Below are 16,886 nucleotides of genomic sequence, written 5' to 3'. Positions count from 1 at the left end.
TGTTTAATTGAAACCATGTATCATGAAAAAGTTTAAAATCAAGAATGTGTCTAAGTCGGAGATTTCTACGGCTTCATTGCCAGATATCGTTTTTTTGCTGTTGTTTTTCTTTATGGTCACAGCGACGATCAATACCAATGATGACCAATTGACTGTACAGTCACCTCAAGCCAGAGCAGTCACGAAAGTAGATCAAAGATCTTTGATTCGAGAGCTGGTAGTAGGGTTCCCAAAGTCTGATGCTCTTGGAACTGAAGCACGCATTTCTTCGGAAGGCAAGTTGTTGGATATAGAAGAGGTGTCGCAATGGGTGTTTGAACAAAAGAATAGCTTGCCCGAGTCGCAGCGTGATCAAATGATTGTCATGCTTCGTGCAGACGAATACGTCAAGATGGGACTCATCGCTGATATACAATCCAAACTCCGCAAAGCGGATGCAAGAAAAGTGCTGTTTAGAACTACGGCTGTGACACAGGTGAACTGAAATGTGCGAATTACAATTTCTCCTTAAATTACCTATAGGAATAGTTGAAAATATGGCAAAGACATGGGGAGCAAAGACAATATACATATTACAGTAAAGACGCCATGTGCTCAATCCTATCAGGATTTTGAACAAACATCAACAGGTGGTTTTTGTGACAGTTGCCAGAGGGATGTTATTGATTTTACAGGGTTTAGCAGTAGAGAACTTTCAGTTTACTTTAGTAAGTCTACTGGTAAAATTTGTGGAAGACTGAGACCACATCAACTGGGTAGATTAGAGAATTATAGGCAAACATCTATAGGACGGAAAAGAGTGTTTGCGATGACTGTAGGGGTCTTGTCTGTTTTCTTTGCGAATGGGGTGAAGGCCCAAAATCGAAGTGTTGATTCTGAGGTACATCATAAATTACTACCCTCTGAAGTTGTTAATAAAGATGCTCAGGTTATAGCAGGAGATAAGCGAGTGTTAAAGGGGATGTTGATTGATTCGCAAGATCAATTGGGACTCCCTGGAGCAAGTGTATACTTGAAAGGGAGTAACCTTGGTACGGTCACAGATTTGGAAGGGAGGTTTTGTTTAGAGCTTGATGAGGATAGAATGTCCTCAGGTGTATTAGTGTTTGCATTTATCGGTTTTGAAAGCAAGGAAATAGAGCTGTCTACTCTTCCAAAATCAGAGGCATTCACTCTAGAAATGGAACTGAATGTAGATGTGCTAGGGGAGATATGTGTTACCAAATGGAGTCCTCGCGGTTTGTGGTACAGATTCACCCGACTTATTCGTTAATTAAAAGCACTATGAACAATGATGAGTCTGTATGAAATGAGTTATTCTAACTGGCTTAAAATAATACAAGGTTCTTTCTATCAAAAGAGTTATGCGTGTATCTAGAAAAGTCATATTTCTTGTGGTAATTGCTATTCATGTTTTGGTATTGTACCTGAGTTATAATTGGCACTATCTCCCGTATTTTTATCAAGGGTATGGGCCTGATTACAATCAAACTAGGATAAAAATTGGTCAACCTGTGATCGAAGAATATTTTGTGGAAAAGAAGAAAGGAGCTATTAGAAGACAAACCTGGGTTACACCTGATTCGATCAGAGATACTCGTATTCATTTGAGCAAATACTTCAATACCAGAAAAGGGGAACTGGTTTATGAATTTGATTTTTACGCTTTAAAACACGATTCCTTTAGGAGCTTGTTGAAAAGAGAATATTTTTTTGAGAACGACTCTGTTGTGTATGAGTATAAAGTCGAAGTAGGGGGTGAAGCGGTTGCATTGGAAATTGAAAAGAATGAAGGGGATAGCATTTTAAATTGTTGGATTAAACTATACCCTACCAATAAATATGATAATGCATTGATGCAGTAAGTCAGTGGGCAATAAGCCGTTATTTGTAATGTGAGAATTGTCGGCTTTTCATTGTTTGATATTTTTTGCCCTAAACTTATACCGTGGGAAGTTTTCCACATTCCAACAGGGTCATTATAGTAGTTGAAAATCATTAGTTTTGAATGCTTAAAACTAGGGGAAGATTACAAAATGACGGCTTTGTTATTTGTCTGAATCCTCCAGCCTAGCATTGGAACCCGCACGGTAGGGGTACGTGGTGAAGATGCGGTCTACTGTCTTTTTGACGATCTGTGCGGGGGATTCTTTGCGGCTATATTTCAGGTCTAGACTGGCTTGCCAGACAAGTTTTTGCTTTTTACGATCTCGAAATTCGATCAGCAATAGCCCTTCCGTATAGCGAACCGTACGTGAGGGAGGTGAATAGTAGAAGTAGGGGTCGTAGTAGTTGTAGTTTGTTTGGGTTTCGGTCGTGACTGTAGACATGATTTCGTAGCGAACGATCAAATCTGGACTTTGGTGCTGTGCTTCAAAGCCTTTGAGTTTCATATTGAGATCGATTTCGTTTTCTATCTGCCTGAAAAAGACCATCCCTTCTTCATCAAATGACTTGTCCTCGGTGCGGAAGTTGATCAAGCGATAACTCTCATAGTCACTAAAATCCATGTCTTCGTTGACAAAATCAATCACCCTAGCAGGAGCACATCCATATGCTAGGGTGATCAACCATATTCCAATCCATAGTTTTTTCGTGAGGATCACGGAAATTTCGGGTATTTGTCAAAATCAGGGTCTCTTTTTTCCAAGAAAGCATTCTTGCCTTCCTGTGCCTCTTCCATGAGGTAATACATGAGTGTTGCGTCTCCGGCAAATTCCATGAGACCACGTTGACCGTCGAGTTCGGCATTGAGTCCGCGCTTGATCATTCGGAGAGCCATTGGGCTACGCTTCATCATCGTACGGCACCATTCTACGGTAGTGGCTTCCAGGTCTGCTAGAGGGACTACTTTGTTGACCATCCCCATGTCTTCGGCTTCTTTGGCAGTGTATTGTTCACAGAGGAACCAAATCTCACGGGCTTTCTTTTGGCCGACGTGGCGTGCAAGGTAAGATGAGCCAAAGCCAGCATCGAAGCTGCCTACCTTTGGCCCTGTTTGACCAAACTTGGCATTGTCCGAAGCGATCGTGATGTCACATACCACGTGCAAAACGTGTCCTCCACCGATTGCATATCCATTGACCATCGCGATGACGGGCTTGGGGAGTGACCGGATCGACTTGTGCAGATCGAGGACATTGAGACGCGGTACGCCATTTTCACTGATGTAGCCACCGACTCCTTTTACATTTTGATCTCCTCCCGAACAGAAGGCTTTGTCTCCGATCCCAGTGAAGACCACTACGCGAATGTCTGCACGCTCACGAGCGATTTCCATCGCGTCGAGCATTTCGAAATTGGTCTCTGGCCTGAAGGCGTTGTAGACTTCCGGGCGGTTGATGGTGATTTTAGCGATTCCTTCGAAGAAATCGAACTTGATGTCGGTGTATTCCTTTATGGTTTCCCAGTTGAATGTGCTCATGCTTTTGTTATTTAGGGTTTCAAAATTAATGGCTGAGGGCTAATTCTTTCATGTTTTTAAATAATTGTTTGTAAGCAATTTTGTTTTGCTGCGCATCACTGTGGATTTCTAGAATGGCTCGCCCTTGACTGTAGTCAAGGAAATCCGTGAGCTGATCATCCCAAGCGGTGTAGTCATCTACACCATAGTAGCGAAACCCGAATTCCCCAGCGACATGTGAGGCATTGGATTGCTGATCTGTTTCAAAAAATGGTTTGAGCTCGGGCTGTGCCGATGGCCCCTCGATCATCCGAAATATCCCCCCTCCATTGTTGTTGAATACTACGATTTTGAAATTGTCCGGAAGGTGGTTGTGCCAAAAGGCATTGCGGTCGTACAAGAAGGCAACGTCCCCTGTCAGTAGTAGGGTGTTTCTCCCTGAAGCCAAGCATGTGCCCACAGCGGTACTGTTGGAGCCATCTATGCCACTAGTTCCTCGGTTGCAGTAGACTTGGATATTCGGGTCTTGCACACCTATGACATTGGCATAGCGCACGGCCATACTATTGGCTAGATGGAGGTCCAATGGAACAGGTAGTTGAGAGAGCAGTTCGTGATAGAGGGATGTTTCCGTCCAGGTCCGGGTGGATAAGTTTTGGATCACTTGGGCAGCTTTTTGGTTCGCCGCTTGCCATTTGTTGTAAAATGCTTCCCTTTCTATGCTTGGCGATGAGTGTTTGGAGATCCAAGTTTGACAAAAATCTTCGGGAGTCGTAGGGATGGTTTGTGACAAACAATCATATGTGTCTGCCGCATCGTCGTTTGGTGTGATGTGCCAGTGTATGAGCCCTTCTATACTTTTTAGGTATAGTTTGAGATTTTTGGAGACCACCGAAAGTCCCATAGAAAGTACGAGATCTGGCCTTAATGCTGGATCATTTTGGGACAAAAATAGGTCTTGATGTTGTATGGCGTGTGTTACGCGATGAGCATTGCTGATGACATCTGCTATGATGGGGATGCGAAGCTGCTCACTCAGTGTGTTGAGAAGCGCAACAGTACGAGGATCACAAGTGCCTTGCCCTACGATGAGGATGGTCTTTTGGTAGTTTTGGATTGAGTCCAAAGCAGCTGTATCAACTGGTGGTGTCGGACAGTCAGGGGGAGCAATTGGGGTGACTTGGAGCCCTGGTGTAGCGCGATATACCTTGTTTGCCTCGGGGTAAAATGGCTCACGAAAGGGGATGTTGACATGCACAGGGCCTGGAGCTTGAGACGTAGTGGTGTGTAGTGCTGATTGGATGCATGCGTTCCCGGGAGTTTCCTCGAAAGAGGGGAAATCAAAATAGGCCTTGGCATGGGGACCAAAGAGGGCTCGCTGATAGATGGTCTGTCCATCCCGTTTGCCGATGAGTTCGGGAGGACGATCGGCTGTCAAGACGAGCAGGGGGACTTGGTTGAAATAAGCCTCTGCTACTGCAGGTGCGTAGTTGAGACCTGCTGACCCAGAAGTGCAGATGAGTACAGTGGGGTGGTGTGTGTGTAGGGATAGACCAAGTGCAATGAAAGCTGCTGAACGCTCATCCGGAATACTGTAGCATTGGATACGTGGATGTCTTGCAAAAGCAATCGTCAGTGCGGCATTGCGCGAACCCGGTGAGATGACGGCATGTACGACACCATGTTGGTGGCAGAGTTCTGGGATATCAAAGATGGGCTGGAGGTTCATGGACGAACGGCGAATACGTTGAGTAAGGTTTGGTATTTGATTTCGGTCTCGCTCCACTCAAGATCGGGGATGCTGTCTTCGGTGATACCTGCCCCTGCGAAGACCAGCCCACCATTTTTGTGCAGTTTGGCACAGCGTAGGTTGACAAATATCGCAGTTTTGTTGTCGTAATTGACGGGCCCGAGGTTGCCACTGAAGTATTCTCGATCATAGCCTTCGTGCTGTTCGAGAAACAATGCAGCGGGCTTCATGGGCATCCCGCAGATCGCTGAGGTAGGGTGGAGTAGCTCCAGCATGGTGGTCGCGAGTTCGGGAAATCGCGTCTGTTCCATGTCTACCACGAAACTTGTCTTGAGGTGGATTAAATTGCCTGCTTTGACGGTTTTGGGTCCTTGTTCGTCATATTCTCTCAGCCTAATCTGCTTGAAACAGTTGATGATGTAGCGACTCACCAAAGCCTGTTCTTCGATTTCTTTTTGTCTCCAAGCAGCCTGTGAAAGGTCAAAATCATGCGGCACCCCTTGGGTGCCTGCCAGTGAAACTGTTCTAAACTGCTTGCCTTCGGTGGCAATGAGCAATTCGGGTGTGGCACCTATCCATAAACCTCTGCCTGGCATGAAGACCAAAGATACAAATGCGTTTTCGTAGGCGGTACAGAGCTTGGCTACCTCAGTGACAGGGTGAAAATCTTCGTGGTATTTGAATTTGGATCGTCTAGAAGGAACAATCTTTTGGTAGTATCCTTCTTCGATGGCTTGTTTGCACTGTTTGACAAGGTTTACGAAGCTTTCTTTGTCTTCGTCACAGGTAGGCGCCACTTGTAGGTACTGAGTGAAACGAAAATCTTTGTTTTGTTGCACTGCGGCGTAGGTTTCAAAGAAGCGGCTTGTTTCAGACTCTAGGTTCTGCACATTGGGATGGATCTCAAACCCGTTGTTGGTTTGCGATAGTTTGATCTCCGAACGGATGAAATTGTGCTCACCGTCCGTGTTGGATTGGAAGCGATTGAATATGAAACCTTCGGGAGCCCCTTCGAGTTCACTGATGTGATGGTCAAAATCACTGATCTGACAGATGGCATGGATCTCGGTCTCCTGTGGCTTGCGCCAAATCGCCAAAGGACGATCCAAAGTCAGTGCGGTGTGAAACAGGTGCGTCAAGTTTTCGACGAAAGTCTGATGTGGGGTGTTTTTTTTGATGTCCTTCAATGCACTCATTACTTCTTCTTATCTATGATTGCCATTGTGATTCTACTCACACAGACCAGATCACCGTTTTCGTTATGGATTTTTATTTCCCAGACATGGGTTTTTTTGCCAATGTGTAGGGGGGAGGCTTTGCCTGTCACGACGCCTTCGCGGGCACTTTTGATGTGGTTGGCATTGATGTCAAGACCTACAGCATACTGGGCATCGTGATCGAGAGTCATGGTAGCAGCTACACTGCCGAGGGATTCTGCGAGTACTACTGATGCCCCACCGTGCAAGAGCCCCATCGGTTGGTGGGTACGGTGATCTACGGGCATGGTCGCTACGATGTAGTCACTCCCAATTTCGGTAAACTGGATTCCAACATGCTCTACAAGCGTGTTTTTTGAAAAATCATTGATGACGTCCAGTGTAAAGATTTCTTTGAACATAAAAAACTTCGTTTAGTACCGATTCTGGTTTACGCCAAACCGAAGGGAAGGATCGTGCGGTTCGATTGGCCAAATTTGCATCCATGTATCCAAGGAATTCTTACTTCGAGCATGAGTCCATGTATACTCTTGCATTTTCTCATCTCGTTGAAACCAAACCCATTGACTCATATCATTCCTCTATGTAGTTGCCGAATTGTATTATTCAGGTTTTACCCCTTATTTTCGTGCGTCAGCAAACAAAACCACAATTCGATTGAAAAGCAAAAATATATACATCATCCGTCATGGAGAGACGGATTTCAACAAACAGAAACGTGTACAGGGTCGAGGCATAGATTCGGATCTCAATGCACTCGGGAGACGACAAGCTGAGGCTTTTTATCAAGCCTATCGAGAGGTGTCTTTCGGACAAATATATACTTCATCGCTCAAAAGAACGGTGCAGTCTGTACAAGGCTTTATCGACCAAGGAGTTCCATATGAGCAGCTCTCGGGGTTTGATGAGATCAGTTGGGGGGATCATGAGGGCTTAGCTTATGACAAAGAGCGGCACGCCATGTACTTGGCAGGGATCGAACAATGGAGTCAAGGGAATCTTGACTACCGAGTAGGGGGAGGAGATACGCCCATCGAAGTAGCTGCACGTCAGCAAGAAGCGATGAATCATGTGCTCGAGGGAGACGAGGAGCATGTCTTGATTGCTACACATGGCAGAGCGATGCGCATACAGTTGTGCTGGATGATGGGCTTGCCATTGTCTCGTTCTGAGGATTTTCCTCATGCCAATCTCTGTCTCTACCAGCTGCACTATCATGACGGGCAGTATGAGATCATCCGTCAAGCTGATGTAGCACATCTGGCTCACCTGATCGCATGACCTATCGAAACGTGGCACTTGAGATTTCTATAAAAATGGGGGAGGTAGGAGCCAAGTGAAACAAGAGTGAGTTGTGGAGTTGTACAAGGAGAATTTTATTCATTAAATTGCTAGAATTCAGAAACTTATTTTGTAAATTTAACTCATAGGATCGGCACGGTTCGATCGACAATGGTAGAGAATTGGTCCTTGTACCTGCTCAGCCCAAAACCCGGTGAAGCCGGGTTTTGGTTTTTTTACAGCTCTACTTTTCTCATTGCTTGGATTGGAAAGAATATACTTCAATTCTAAGTGCTCAAAACCGAACTGTTCGGTATAGTTTTTCTCAGGCAGAATTAAACAATTGATCACTTTTATCTAATTTGCTTTCAATTCAAGCTAGCTTTATCCAATAATATTATAACTAGATCTAAATGTTTAAAGATTCGAGAGGATTGGTATCGATTAGTATACAATCCAAATTGACAGTCATTGTGGTGCTCGTGAGTATTGTGAGTACCCTTATTGTTTCTTTGTTTAGTTACAACCGCGCCAAGAATGCGATCGTCTCGGGTGTATACGCTCAGTTGACCTCTTTGCGAAGCAGTAGGGAGTACCATATCGATGGGTATTTTGCCAGTATCAAAGATCAAGTAGAGTACATCAGTAAGGATTCGATAGTGTCGGTTTCGTTGCGTGATTTTGGACCGGCATACGATGAACTCAATTATATGCGATTAAACCGGGCACAAAGTGATGTCTTGGACGATTTTTACAATGACTACTTATCCATACTTGAGTCAAATATTGAGATATACAACAGCAAGAAACTGTACTTGCCTAAAACACGAGTTGGTAAATATTTGCAGTATCAGTACTTGGCCAACAACCCAAATCCAATTGGAGAAAAGCAGAATCTGCTTAGGGTAGAAAGTGGTTTTCGCTATGACAAAATCGCAGAGGGGGTACACCGCCGACTCAAGAATTTCATGGAGGAAATGAAGTTTTACGATGTGCTACTTATTGACCCCAAAGGCAATGTGGTATATACTGTCAAAAAGGAGGCTGATTTTGCGACCAATCTAAAAGATGGGCCATACAGCAGCAGCAACTTGGGTCATCTGGTACAAGAAATTTTGGACAACAAAGACATACATGGGGGCAAATTTGTTGATTTTGAACTGTACCGTCCTTCATATGGCGCCCCAGCGTCGTTTGTGGCAGCTCCAGTGTACAACAACGATGATTTCGTAGGGGTTATCGCGCTACAGATGTCCATTCACCGTGTCAATCAGATCATGAGCGCGGGAGAGGACTGGGAAGACGATGGCTTAGGCAAAACTGGAGAGATCTATTTGGTTGGATCGGACAACATGATGCGAAACGACAACCGAATGGTTTTGGAGGATTTTGATGAATACATCGAAACCATCAAGGATGTCGATGACCAACAGACGCGTATACAGATGATAGAGCGCTTCAAAACATCGGTGTTTTTTCAGCATGTCGAGACAGAAGCCAGTACCGAAGCGTTAGCTGGGATCACGGGCCACAAGCGAATTGAAAACTTCCGAGGTGAAGAGGTCCTGAGTTCTTATGCTCCTTTTGAAAAATTTGGACTCAACTGGGCGATCATTGCCGAGCAGGATGCAGACGAAGGACTCAGAGAATTACATCGCTACAGACAGTTTGTGATTATCATTCTGGTAGTGGCTATCATTCTATTTACGGCGATTGGGATGTTGTCTTCATCGCTATTTACACGGCCTATTTTCAAATTGATAGAGAGTGCAAGCAAGATCAGTGAGGGTGACCTCCAAGCCAAAGTGAAGATCCAGACCTTCGACGAATACGAAGTATTGGCTAAGTCCTTCAACAAAATCGGAGATACTATATTTGAATACGATAAGAAACTGACCAAACTCACCAATCGATTTGATGAATTGGTGTCTACTCTCATGCCGGACATGTTTGGTGGAAGATGGAAAAACGGTGAACAAGACTTGATCATCCGGCAAAGCAACGTGACTGTATTGTATGCAGATATTACAGGGTTCACGGCACTCTCACGTGAGGTACCGCCCAAGGAGTCGATTCGTGTGCTCAATGACATCATCGAATCCTTCGATACGCTGGGCAAGCAATATGACATAGAAAAAGTCACAACCATAGGAGACAATTATCTCGCGGTGAGTGGTGTAGAGATGCCTAAGCTCGACCACAATACGACCATCGTCAATTTTGCACTGGAGATGAGACGAATCGTACGTCAGTATAGTGATACACATGACTTGAACTTAGGTCTAGCCGTGGCGGTCAGTTCTGGAGATGTGTTTGCAGGATTGGTAGGTAGGCACCAGGTCAAGTATGATGTGTGGGGTGAAGCAGTCAGTACAGCCAAATTTTTGTGTGATCATGCCGATCAAGGGGAGATTCTAGTCAATCAAACAATACACGAAAACTTGGTCGATATTTTCGAAATGGAAGAGAAGACAGGAATCAAGGATTTTGAAGGGGTAGATGTGTGGAATGTAAGCCATGCGATAAATAGAGAGATAGCAGAATAATGAACAAGGATAGCATTACATTTTGGGGCGTACTGATAGCTACATTGTACCCCTTATTGGCCATTCTGATCAGTGAGATCAACTACCGCCTAAAGAAGATCAATCATCCTTCAGTGGCGACTGTCTCTGTACTGAAAAACGTGTTTTTGCCTTTGGTGACGGTTTATTTGACATTGGTCAAAATCATCCCCTATGATTTTCCTGCCGTGTTTCTCAAACTCTACGAGACGACACTTTGGATTGTAGGATTGTATTTGTTTATCAATTTCGTCAATCAGATATTTTTTACAGATTCTGACGTAGGAGAGGATCGCAAAACTCGTGTCCCGAAGTTGCTACAGCAAATCATGCGTATGATCGTAATCGCTATTGGTTTTGCAGTGATCGCATCAGAGATTTGGGGCTCGGATTTGGGGAGTTTGATTACTGCTTTGGGGGTGACCTCACTGGTGCTGGGCTTGGCGCTACAAGATACCTTAGGCAATCTTTTTTCTGGGATTTCACTGCTATACGAACGTCCCTTTCACACAGGGGACTGGATCCAAATCGATAGTCACTACGGCAAGATCGTGGAGATGAATTGGCGTGCTATACGTATCGTCAACCGTCAAAACGACATGATCACCATCCCCAATTCGTACTTGGGCAAACAGGTTTTTTTGAACTATTCTCGACCCAATAAATTCCACGCCGAGAGTCTCCAGGTGTCCTTCAACAACGAGGAGCCTCCCAATCAAGTGAAATCTATCATCGAAGACATCATCCTCAGTACTGAAAACATCCGAAAAGACCCTCCTTTTGAAGTCAAAACTATAAAGTTTGATAACCACAAGGTAGACTATGAGGTGCTGTATTTCATTGATGACTTTTGGGAATCCGAATTGATCAAAGACGAATTGTATACCAAGATTTGGTATGGAGCGAAGCGACACAATCTCAGATTGCCCAACCCAGTATCCTATGGCAAGCCATGGACCAAAGAGGAGTTCAATAAGGAGAACTATTTGTTGTCCAAGAGTCAGTTGATACTAGGGTCTCCAGTATTTTCTGGTCTGAGTGTATCCTATCTCAAGGAGTTCATCAAAAAGTCGGACTTCAATATATTCGGCAAAGGAGAGGTGATTGTGCAGCAATCGGAGCGATCCAATCATGTACATCTGATCATCAAAGGCAAGGTTGATATATATGTAGAGTCGGAAGGAGAAAGTGTTTTTGTGGGAATGGCCAAAAAAGGAGAGCTCTTTGGAGAGATGGAATTGCTCAATAATACGGCCAACGAAGGTACGGTCATCGCGCATACGGACTTAGAACTCTTGTCGATTCCATACCGAGTGATCAATGATCTCATAGAAAATAACCTGTCGGTCAAACGTAAATTTGATGCATTGATCAAAATCCGAAAAAAGGAGCAGTTCAACAAGCTCCATGACGATAGGGAGCAGGAGTAGCAGGGTAGTTCTCACATGTAGTGACCAGTTGCTATCAATTATATGGCTAGCTTTGCCGAAAGATTGATTGAATGAATACTTTTGAGAATTTTAACCTCTCCAAGGCCTTACGTTTTGCAATTGCTGATTTGGGATATGAGCGTCCTACTCCTATACAGGAAGAGGCCTTTTCGGTCGTCCTCTCTGGCAAGGATGTCGTCGGAATTGCACAGACAGGTACGGGCAAGACCTTTGCATACATGTTGCCCATTTTGCAACAGCTCAAGTTTTCGAAACAAGTAACGCCGCGTGTTTTGATCCTCGTGCCTACCCGGGAGTTGGTTGATCAGTTGGTCTCCAACATCGGTGGATTCACCGAGTATATGAATGTCCGTACACTGGGAGTCTATGGAGAGTCCAACATCAATATTCAAAAACAAAAACTACTCGAGGGAGTAGACATCCTTGTCGCTACTCCTGGTAGACTCTTTGACTTGGCGGTATCCAAGGCGGTCAAACTACGTGATGTAAGCCAACTGGTGATAGACGAGGTGGATGTCATGTTGGATTTGGGTTTTCGTACTCAGCTGACCAACCTTTTTGAGTTGTTGCCACCGAGAAGACAAAATATCATGTTCTCAGCAACCATGACAGACGAGGTGGATGCATTGATGGACGAGTATTTCGTAGCTCCGGAGCGTATTTCGATTGCGGTGAGTGGGACTCCTCTCGAAAACATCTCACAGCAATGCTATGCAGTCAAAAATTTTCATACAAAAGCCAACTTAGTTGCCCACCTCCTTATGGACAAGAGCCAGTTTAGCAAAGTACTGGTGTTCGTGTCCAACAAGAAAATTGCCGATAGACTATTCGATATCTTGGAGGAGCAATTTCGCTCGGCGATTTGTATCATACACTCCAATAAATCGCAGAACTACCGGATACGCTCTGTGGAGGAATTCGAAGAAGGTAGCAAGCGTATTTTGATCGCAACCGACGTGATTTCGAGAGGCTTGGATTTGGACCGAATCTCACACGTGATCAACTTTGATGTGCCGACGTATCCCGAAAACTACATGCATCGTATCGGTCGTACAGGACGTGCAGAGCAAGAGGGGAAATCCATCCTTTTTTTTACAGAGAAAGAAGAGTCTGCCAAGATAGCCATAGAGGAGTTGATGAACTACCATATCCCAGAGGCAGATTTCCCCGAAGAGGTAGAGATAAACAATGAACTCATCCCTGAAGAACGTACGAGAGTAGCTGAGAGCAACTACAATCGCAACATGAAAATCAAGACAGAACCAGTCGGAGAACAGGAGAAAAAGGAAAAGAATCAAAAAGTAAATCTGGGCGGCTCATACAAAAGGAAGTTGGAGCAGAAGTACAAGAAAGCGAGGACTCGTGGTGATAAGAATCAAAACAAACTCAAGAAAAAACGCCGATAGGGCATAAGATATGGATAAATTTTCTACCAGTCAGGTACACCCAGAGATCATCAAGGCACTCCTCGAAAAGGGAATCGATGCTCCTAGTGAGATTCAAGCCAAGGCAATACCCATCCTATTGACACACTCCGGGGACTTCATAGGTAGATCCGCGACAGGGACTGGCAAGACCTATGCATACGGTGCTCCGCTCTTGTCCCGTATCGATACGAAGAGTGGTAAGGTACAAGCGGTGATTTTAGTGCCGACACGCGAACTCTGTGAGCAAGTAGGACAGGAGCTGATGGGGTTGGCTCAGTACATGACTGAGCTAAAAATAGAGTCCATCTACGGAGGGATGTCTCTCAAAGCCCAAATTCATGACCTCAGCAATGGGACACAGGTAGTCGTTGCTACTCCTGGGCGCCTCATGGATCTCGTCCAGCGCAAAGTCGTACATCTAGAGACATTGCACTTCGTCGTGTTTGATGAAGCAGACGAAATGTTGTTGAAAGGTTTTCGTACGGATATTGACAAGATCTTGGCAACAGCTCAGCGAAACTATGCCACGTGGCTGTTTTCGGCGACCATGCCAGATGAAATCAGTGGTATCATTCAAAAGTACTTGCACAAGGAACTGGTCAGGGTACAAGTAGGGACAATAGACCGAAGCAATCAAGGCATACGGCATCAAGCCATCATCGTCCCTGCAGAGGACAAAATGAATGTGCTCTTACATTATCTCAAATTGTATCAAGGTCAGAAGGGGATTATCTTTTGTCGAACCAAATCAGGAGTGCAGAAGTTGTACAAACAACTGTCAGCAAAGAAAATCAGTAGCGGAGCAATACACGGAGATTTGCCACAAGGCCTCAGAAACAAGGTCATGGAACAATACCGTGCAGGCTACATAGACCTACTGTTAGCAACGGATGTTGCTGCTCGTGGTGTGGACGTAGAGGATGTCGCGATCGTGATTCAGTATCACTTGCCAGATACGGCTGAAGCATATACTCATAGAAGTGGCCGTACCTCACGTGCCGGCAAAACGGGAACGAGTTTGACCTTCGTGTTTCCCGAAGAGCTCGATAAGCTCAAAATACTCGAAGGTGAACTTCATATTCAACTCAAGCAACAACCGATACCGAGTGTCAAGGATCAGTTGGTCAACAAAGCCATTCTATGGGGGGCTAAAATAGCCAAAGAGAAACCAGTTGGAGACAAATTGGACGAAGCAACCAAAAAGGAGTTTAAGGGGCAATTGATGCATCTCTCCAAGGACGAATTGTTGGAAAAATTGCTCGCTACGTATTTGAGAGAGCAGCAAGGCTAGCCTGTTGTCCGTGTAGTATATGGACTAAACAGAATTGTTTAGATTTAGGTTTGAAAACCAAAAAAACAAAAGCAAACAATGCCTATCGTTTGGCAATTTTCTGCCCTGCATCTCGTCGACAACAAGACTTTGTATGCAGGAATCGTACTGTCGCGTTCGCCTTATCAATTTGACAGAGAAGTCGGCAGATGGAACAACCTCTTGAAAATAGGTCGTTCCTATTTGACGAAAGTCTACGCCAATCGCGAACTCATCGTAGATGCCGGTAAGGAACGTATGCAAGTATGGACAGGGAGTGATGGGAGTTTTCGTTTTGTAGCGGAGGGTGTGCCTCATGATGAACCGAAAGTTTACTTGCCCGATGAACCCCACCCCTTGGAAGTGGCGCAGAGCTATCCATTGATATTTGAAAACACCACAGGCTACTATGATGTCATCTCCGATATAGATGATACGATCATTCTCTCCAATACTGCTGACCTATGGAAGCGCGTGAGTACACTGGTCTTTCGGTCTCCACATCGTAGAAAAGTCATCGGATACACGCAAAAAATGTTTGCGGCTATCGAGGCGCGTCGTGCACGCTTTTGTTATGTATCCAAGAGCGAAGGCAATCTCTTCGGGATGTTGGCGGCTTTCATTGCTCACAATCAATTGCCCAATGGCGTTTTGTTTTTGACACCTTATTTGAGGCTTGGTCAGCTTTTCAATCCCAAAAAAGGGGTGGATTTCAAATTGGACAACATCCGGTATTTGCTCGACAATACGGGGGGCAAACCCTACGTACTGTTTGGGGACGATAGCCAACGTGACATGGAGGTCTATGCCAAGGTGGTGAAGTCATACCCCAATCGCATACTCAAAGTATACATTAGACAAACCAAGGACAGGGTTTCCAGTCGACAAATAGAGATGATGCGAGTTTTGACCGATACGGCAGTTCCCGTCAAGTACTTTACTTCAGACGAGGAGTTAGACATTGATGAAGAAATGAAACAATTAATCCCTGAAAACATATGAAAGTACTTTTTGTAGTCAATCCAATTTCTGGAGGGGTCGATAAGGAACCCTTTTTGAGCGAGGCAAAATCCTACTGTCAGAAGTACGGGATAGATTGTCATGTATTCAAGACCACTGGAAACAAGGACGAAAAGCAACTGCTCGAGGTATTGGGGGAGTACGCTCCCGATCGAGTATTGTCAGTGGGAGGAGACGGCACGACGTTGTTTACTGCCAAGGCCTTGTTGGGCAAACACTACCCGATAGGCATCATACCTCTCGGGTCAGCCAACGGCATGGCGACAGAACTCTATGTGAATCCTGAACCGATGAAGGCGCTCACCGACGCACTGCTGTCTCACTTGATCACAGGCGTTGATTTGCTCAAGATCAACGACGAACACTACTGTATACATCTAGGAGATGTGGGGGTCAATGCCCAAATCGTAGCGTCGTACGAGCAAGATGCCAACAGAGGGATGGCCACATATGCCAAGTATTTTGTGGACGAACTCACGCGTATGGAGCCTTTTGGGGTCACAGTCCATGCCAATGATAGCACGTATCACGAAGAGATTTGTATGATCGGTATCTGCAATGCGCGCAAGTATGGAACCGGCGTCCCGCTCAATGTCACCGGCAACCCGATGGATGGTAAGTTTGAATTGGTCCTGATCAATCAGCTCAATGCGGGATCGCTTATCAAGGCCGGTTTGGCCAAATTCGATGAGACCTACTTTAACTTCCAAGACGGACGTATGTTGGTCACGGAGTATGCGGAGATTGAGTTCGATACACCGAGATTGTTGCAGTTGGATGGGGAGGTGATCGGCACTTTCAAACACTTGAAAGTAGAAATTCTCCCAAGTGCCGTCCAGTTGATTTCTCATCGTGGCAACTTAAATTTGCAGTAGATAGTAATTGCCCCAATTTGATAAATATGAATATATTCCATTATGCATTCAAGGTCAAGGATCTGACCTCTACACGCAAATTCTATATAGAACTGATTGGCTGTGAAGAAGGGCGATCCACGGATACGTGGGTGGATTTTAGCTTTTTTGGTCATCAACTGTCTGCTCATGTCAGTGACGACATGCCTGCTCAGGATTATTGTGGCCAGGTCGATGGTGTTCGTGTACCCATTCCACATTTCGGTTGTTTGCTCAGTGTCGATAGGTTCGAGCAAATACAGCAGCGACTGGAAGACGCCGGAGTGGAGTTTGTAGTCAAGCCACAAAAGAGGTACGCCGGTCAAACAGGAGAACAGATGACCATGTTTGTGTTTGATTATAGTGGCAACCCGCTGGAGTTCAAGTCCTTTACGGACGAGAGCGAGGTGTTTGCCAAAGATACCGAGTAATCAATATAGCAGAGACTCGGGTATTGAGGGCAATGGGCAAGTTGATACTCAGCGCATGTGCATCGACTGAGGGAGAATGTGCTTTTGCTGTGTTTGTAATCTAGTCGTAACTAATTAATATACAGAGGTATAAGGATTTT

Annotated in this window: 16 protein-coding genes; 11 read left to right on the top strand and 5 right to left on the bottom strand. The window is 45.0% G+C overall.

The features are described 5' to 3' along the window. Positions 1-22: 22 nt before the first annotated feature. From BFP72_RS08190 to BFP72_RS08180, 3 genes are all read left to right on the top strand, one after another. Positions 23-484 (top strand): biopolymer transporter ExbD, encoded by a 462-nt coding sequence (locus BFP72_RS08190; RefSeq protein WP_099598672.1) that lies wholly within the window; start codon positions 23-25, stop codon positions 482-484. A 63-nt stretch (positions 485-547) separates the two neighbouring features. After that, positions 548-1,273, top strand: coding sequence for a carboxypeptidase-like regulatory domain-containing protein (locus tag BFP72_RS08185; RefSeq protein WP_099598671.1), 726 nt, complete (start codon positions 548-550; stop codon positions 1,271-1,273). 91 nt (positions 1,274-1,364) lie between these two features. Next, complete coding sequence (locus BFP72_RS08180) at positions 1,365-1,865, top strand: hypothetical protein (protein WP_099598670.1); 501 nt, start codon at positions 1,365-1,367, stop codon at positions 1,863-1,865. A 183-nt stretch (positions 1,866-2,048) separates the two neighbouring features. On the opposite strand, the gene BFP72_RS08175 is transcribed toward BFP72_RS08180, so the two are convergent. Genes BFP72_RS08175 through BFP72_RS08155 form a run of 5 tightly spaced genes read right to left on the bottom strand, consistent with a single transcriptional unit; the run spans position 2,049 to position 6,771 of the window. Then, positions 2,049-2,606, bottom strand: coding sequence for a DUF4136 domain-containing protein (locus BFP72_RS08175; protein ID WP_099598669.1), 558 nt, complete (start codon positions 2,604-2,606; stop codon positions 2,049-2,051). Then, positions 2,603-3,424, bottom strand: coding sequence for a 1,4-dihydroxy-2-naphthoyl-CoA synthase (gene menB / locus BFP72_RS08170; RefSeq protein WP_099598668.1), 822 nt, complete (start codon positions 3,422-3,424; stop codon positions 2,603-2,605). The genes BFP72_RS08175 and menB overlap by 4 nt, the downstream gene beginning before the upstream one ends. 25 nt (positions 3,425-3,449) lie before the next feature. Beyond that, complete coding sequence (gene menD / locus BFP72_RS08165; protein ID WP_099598667.1) at positions 3,450-5,132, bottom strand: 2-succinyl-5-enolpyruvyl-6-hydroxy-3-cyclohexene-1-carboxylic-acid synthase; 1,683 nt, start codon at positions 5,130-5,132, stop codon at positions 3,450-3,452. Further along, a complete protein-coding gene (locus BFP72_RS08160) occupies positions 5,129-6,349 on the bottom strand; it encodes a chorismate-binding protein (RefSeq protein ID WP_099598666.1) in 1,221 nt (406 codons plus the stop codon). Before BFP72_RS08160 ends, menD begins: the two co-directional genes overlap by 4 nt. Next, positions 6,349-6,771, bottom strand: coding sequence for a hotdog fold thioesterase (locus BFP72_RS08155; RefSeq protein ID WP_099598665.1), 423 nt, complete (start codon positions 6,769-6,771; stop codon positions 6,349-6,351). Before BFP72_RS08155 ends, BFP72_RS08160 begins: the two co-directional genes overlap by 1 nt. A 256-nt stretch (positions 6,772-7,027) precedes the next feature. On the opposite strand from BFP72_RS08155, the gene BFP72_RS08150 reads away from it, so the two are divergent. The 8 genes from BFP72_RS08150 (at position 7,028) to BFP72_RS08115 (ending at position 16,746) form a co-directional block, all read left to right on the top strand. Next, complete coding sequence (locus tag BFP72_RS08150; protein ID WP_099600728.1) at positions 7,028-7,651, top strand: histidine phosphatase family protein; 624 nt, start codon at positions 7,028-7,030, stop codon at positions 7,649-7,651. 413 nt (positions 7,652-8,064) lie between these two features. Beyond that, positions 8,065-10,197 (top strand): adenylate/guanylate cyclase domain-containing protein, encoded by a 2,133-nt coding sequence (locus tag BFP72_RS08145; RefSeq protein WP_099598664.1) that lies wholly within the window; start codon positions 8,065-8,067, stop codon positions 10,195-10,197. After that, entirely contained in the window at positions 10,197-11,645 is a 1,449-nt protein-coding gene (locus BFP72_RS08140; protein WP_099598663.1) for a mechanosensitive ion channel family protein, read from the top strand. The genes BFP72_RS08145 and BFP72_RS08140 overlap by 1 nt, the downstream gene beginning before the upstream one ends. A gap of 71 nt (positions 11,646-11,716) precedes the next feature. After that, positions 11,717-13,072 (top strand): DEAD/DEAH box helicase, encoded by a 1,356-nt coding sequence (locus BFP72_RS08135; protein WP_099598662.1) that lies wholly within the window; start codon positions 11,717-11,719, stop codon positions 13,070-13,072. A gap of 10 nt (positions 13,073-13,082) precedes the next feature. Next, complete coding sequence (locus BFP72_RS08130) at positions 13,083-14,384, top strand: DEAD/DEAH box helicase (RefSeq protein WP_099598661.1); 1,302 nt, start codon at positions 13,083-13,085, stop codon at positions 14,382-14,384. A gap of 78 nt (positions 14,385-14,462) precedes the next feature. Further along, on the top strand, positions 14,463-15,404 hold the full coding sequence (locus tag BFP72_RS08125; RefSeq protein WP_099598660.1) for an App1 family protein: 942 nt from the start codon (positions 14,463-14,465) through the stop codon (positions 15,402-15,404). Further along, positions 15,401-16,297 carry a diacylglycerol kinase family protein gene (locus BFP72_RS08120; RefSeq protein ID WP_099598659.1) on the top strand — a complete coding sequence of 299 codons (897 nt, stop codon included), beginning with the start codon at positions 15,401-15,403 and terminating at the stop codon, positions 16,295-16,297. Before BFP72_RS08125 ends, BFP72_RS08120 begins: the two co-directional genes overlap by 4 nt. 26 nt (positions 16,298-16,323) lie before the next feature. Then, positions 16,324-16,746 carry a VOC family protein gene (locus BFP72_RS08115; RefSeq protein ID WP_099598658.1) on the top strand — a complete coding sequence of 141 codons (423 nt, stop codon included), beginning with the start codon at positions 16,324-16,326 and terminating at the stop codon, positions 16,744-16,746. Positions 16,747-16,886 lie beyond the last annotated feature (140 nt).

It is taken from the genome of Reichenbachiella sp. 5M10 (genome assembly GCF_002742335.1).
Taxonomy (GTDB): domain Bacteria; phylum Bacteroidota; class Bacteroidia; order Cytophagales; family Cyclobacteriaceae; genus Reichenbachiella.
Note: the sequence above shows the minus strand (reverse complement) of the source record. Positions and strands in the feature narration are given on the sequence as shown.

Coding starts and splice junctions, on each gene's coding strand:
- menB (WP_099598668.1), bottom strand. CDS start 3,424: ATGAGCACATTCAACTGGGAAACCATAAAGGAATACACCGACATCAAG.
- BFP72_RS08130 (WP_099598661.1), top strand. CDS start 13,083: ATGGATAAATTTTCTACCAGTCAGGTACACCCAGAGATCATCAAGGCA.
- BFP72_RS08180 (WP_099598670.1), top strand. CDS start 1,365: ATGCGTGTATCTAGAAAAGTCATATTTCTTGTGGTAATTGCTATTCAT.
- BFP72_RS08135 (WP_099598662.1), top strand. CDS start 11,717: ATGAATACTTTTGAGAATTTTAACCTCTCCAAGGCCTTACGTTTTGCA.
- BFP72_RS08155 (WP_099598665.1), bottom strand. CDS start 6,771: ATGTTCAAAGAAATCTTTACACTGGACGTCATCAATGATTTTTCAAAA.
- BFP72_RS08190 (WP_099598672.1), top strand. CDS start 23: ATGAAAAAGTTTAAAATCAAGAATGTGTCTAAGTCGGAGATTTCTACG.
- BFP72_RS08185 (WP_099598671.1), top strand. CDS start 548: ATGGGGAGCAAAGACAATATACATATTACAGTAAAGACGCCATGTGCT.
- BFP72_RS08160 (WP_099598666.1), bottom strand. CDS start 6,349: ATGAGTGCATTGAAGGACATCAAAAAAAACACCCCACATCAGACTTTC.
- BFP72_RS08115 (WP_099598658.1), top strand. CDS start 16,324: ATGAATATATTCCATTATGCATTCAAGGTCAAGGATCTGACCTCTACA.
- BFP72_RS08140 (WP_099598663.1), top strand. CDS start 10,197: ATGAACAAGGATAGCATTACATTTTGGGGCGTACTGATAGCTACATTG.
- menD (WP_099598667.1), bottom strand. CDS start 5,132: ATGAACCTCCAGCCCATCTTTGATATCCCAGAACTCTGCCACCAACAT.
- BFP72_RS08145 (WP_099598664.1), top strand. CDS start 8,065: ATGTTTAAAGATTCGAGAGGATTGGTATCGATTAGTATACAATCCAAA.
- BFP72_RS08120 (WP_099598659.1), top strand. CDS start 15,401: ATGAAAGTACTTTTTGTAGTCAATCCAATTTCTGGAGGGGTCGATAAG.
- BFP72_RS08125 (WP_099598660.1), top strand. CDS start 14,463: ATGCCTATCGTTTGGCAATTTTCTGCCCTGCATCTCGTCGACAACAAG.